This window comes from Streptomyces soli, assembly GCF_003999195.1.
GTDB lineage: Bacteria > Actinomycetota > Actinomycetes > Streptomycetales > Streptomycetaceae > Actinacidiphila > Actinacidiphila soli.
Genome location: NZ_RJVR01000393.1, coordinates 1 through 2832, shown reverse-complemented (window position 1 = coordinate 2832; position 2832 = coordinate 1). Strand labels below are relative to the sequence as shown.

Below are 2832 nucleotides of genomic sequence, written 5' to 3'. Positions count from 1 at the left end.
GATCCCGCTCGACGACCCGCCGGCCGAGCCGCCCCTGCCATCCAACCGGCCCCTCCGACCCGCACCGTCCAGCCAAGACCGTCTGCGTTCCGTTGGTGTCCCTCAAAGGAGAGTCCTACCGCATGCGCGGCCGGGAACTCGGCCGCGTCCCCACCACGAACGACAACGACTGACATGAAGCCTCGAGACCGCACAGTGGCTCAGAATTGAACCGTTCGAACTGGTCCCAAATTCAGGTTCTGGCACACTTTCCGTGCTGGCGCAACGGAGCGTTACCACCCGCCATCTGGAGCAGATGTCACACGGCGGGAATGCGAGGTTCTGTGCGTATGATGCCCGCTGATGATCATGGAGCCCGTGACGCTCTGTGCCCTGGCACGGAAAGTGTGCCAGAACCCAAATTCAGCCGTTGCCGACATGGCTGCCAGGCACCTCGCTGCGCGAACTGGTCGGATGCCCCGTATAGGGCTCGCGTCATCAGCCCCGGCCGCGCCGTCTCCAGTGGCCATGGTCTAAGCGCGTCCATGGCGGTCAACGAGGCCGCCGCGCAGTTCGCCGAGGTGCCAGCGGATCGATGTGTCGCCCGGCTTCGTGCAGCCACTGCTGGTAGCTGCCGAACTCGAAGGTGGGGCGCTGCGGGGTGGGCGGCAGCAGGCGGGAAACTCCTGGTGGAAACCGAGGTAGGCCAGGGCGGGCGCGGTGATCCAGCGGCCTTCGATATCACGCCGTGGGGGCGCGGTCTCGGGGGCCGGGGCCAGCAGACCGCCCAGGGCATCGTCGGCGGACCCCGCAGCTGTCCACGGAATCCTCGGCGGGCTCATCTCCGAGCCAGAATGCGTCAGCCAGTCATGCCCGGGTTCGGCGGGCTGGCGCCCTCCTCCCCCACGGCCCGCCCGCCGGGCCGCCACATCCCTGGCCAGCAGACACAACATCCGCTGCAACCCAAACGCCAACGACGCGGCCCGCCAGGTGCCCGCCCCGTACCCGGGCCTGGTCACCCTCGGCGCCACCCAGGACAGCGAACTGCTGCTCGCCAACTTGCTGAACACCGGCGCCCTGCTCCTCGACGGCGACCCGGGCAACGTCCTCGCGGTCACCCGGGCGATGGCACTGGAGGCGGGAACCAGCGGGTGGACCGACCACACCGAGATCGTCACCGTCGGACTGGGGGCACGGCTGGCCACGCTGCTGCCCCAGGGCCGGGTACGGACCATGCCGCACCTGCCGTCCGTCATCGCCGACCTGGGCGCCCTGCTGGTCGAGGTACACCAGCAGCACGGCGCAGGCGGGGAGGCGCCGGAGCCGCTGCCGTGGATCCTCATCTGCGCCGGCGACGTCGACCCGGCGCAGGCCTGGCAGCTCGCCGACGCGGTCTCCGCCGCCCGCGACCTTCCCGTCGCCGTGGTCCTCCCCGCCAGCCAGGCCACCCGGCAGGCCTTCCCCGACGCCGAAGCCATCGCCGTCACGCCGGACACCCCGGTCACGCTCGCGCAGCTGGGCGCCGGGCCGGTGCAGCTGCAGCGCCTCACCGACGACCAGTACCGGCAGTACGTCCACGCCCTCGAAGTCTCCGACCAGGACGCCCAACCCGCCACCGGCGCCTGGCAACTCGCCGAAGACCACAACCTGGCCGCCACCACGCCCCGCCCCGGCCCGCACCCACTGCTCCTGAACACCGGCGGCGAGGACAACGAGGTCGCCGATCCCGGCAACTTCTTCCCCGCGCTGCTCGCCTCCGCGGGCACACCGATCCGGCTGGTCAAGCCCACAGCCGACGACCCGGATGGTGACGCTGAGGAAGCAGCCCCGAGCCTGGTCGGCGCCGCGCCGGACCCGCAACCCGCCACCGCCAACACCGATCCGAACAGCCCCGACGAGGACGTGGCCGCCGCCGAGCAGCTCCAGGGCGACGATGCCGTCGGCGAGGGTGACCTGGATGCGCCGCAGATCGACGTGCTGGGGCCGATCCAGGTCACCGCAATCAGCGGCTCCGGCCACGGCCCCAGAGTCCGCGCGCTGGCAGCACTGATCTATCTGCGTCCCGGCCGCAGCGCCGAGACCCTGTGTACCGCGATGGACCCGGTCTCCCCCTGGTCGACCCGCACCCTGCAGTCGCGACTGTCGGAGATCCGGTCCCGGTTCGGCGCGGCCCCCGACGGCGAGGCCTACCTGCCCCGGCCCAAAAACGGCGGCTACGCCTTCCACACCGGGATCCGCTCGGACTGGCAGGCCTTCCAGCACCTGGCCACCCGGGGACTGGCCGCCGGCCCCGGCGGCGGCATCCCAGACCTGGAAAACGCGCTCGGCCTGGTGCGGGGCAAGCCCTTCGACGGCCAGGACTACCCCTGGGCGGACTCCATCCAGCACGAGATGCTCTCCCGCATCGTCGACGTCGCCCACACCCTCGCCGCCTGGCACACCGACGGCGACAACCCGGACCTGGACGCCGCCCGCCACGCCGCGCTGCGCGGCCTGGACATCGATGAGACCGCCGAGGTGCTGTACCGGGACTGGATGACCATCGAATGGGCCGCCGAAAACACCACAGGCGTACGCAAAGCCGTCGCACGAGTCCAGCAGGTCGCGCGGACGTACGACATGTCACTGGACACCATCACCGAACAGACCATCGACCTGGTGCTGTCCCCCGACCGGCCCGAACCCGCCCACACCAGACGGGCCTGACCAGACGACAAATAGGTGCCGGACCGCGACGGGGGGACGCGGCCCAGCACCCAGATCCGCAGCGTATCGCTCGCAACTGTAGATGCATCGTTATCGCATCGCGTTCACCGATCCGAGGCTATGCGCACCCCGCTTGCGACACGACGC

The 2832-nt window shown here is 70.6% G+C and carries 2 protein-coding genes; one reads left to right on the top strand and one right to left on the bottom strand.

Features of this window, described 5'->3' with window-relative positions; translation table 11 throughout:
- Positions 1-512: 512 nt before the first annotated feature.
- Entirely contained in the window at positions 513-821 is a 309-nt protein-coding gene (locus tag EFK10_RS46115; protein WP_127361593.1) for a hypothetical protein, read from the bottom strand.
- A 148-nt stretch (positions 822-969) separates the two neighbouring features.
- On the opposite strand from EFK10_RS46115, the gene EFK10_RS46110 reads away from it, so the two are divergent.
- Entirely contained in the window at positions 970-2685 is a 1716-nt protein-coding gene (locus EFK10_RS46110; RefSeq protein WP_127361592.1) for a bacterial transcriptional activator domain-containing protein, read from the top strand.
- The last annotated feature ends 147 nt before the right edge of the window (positions 2686-2832 follow it).

What these genes read in the sequence shown, in the direction of transcription:
- EFK10_RS46115 (WP_127361593.1), bottom strand. Translation starts at nt 821, where the DNA reads ATGAGCCCGCCGAGGATTCCGTGGACAGCTGCGGGGTCCGCCGACGAT.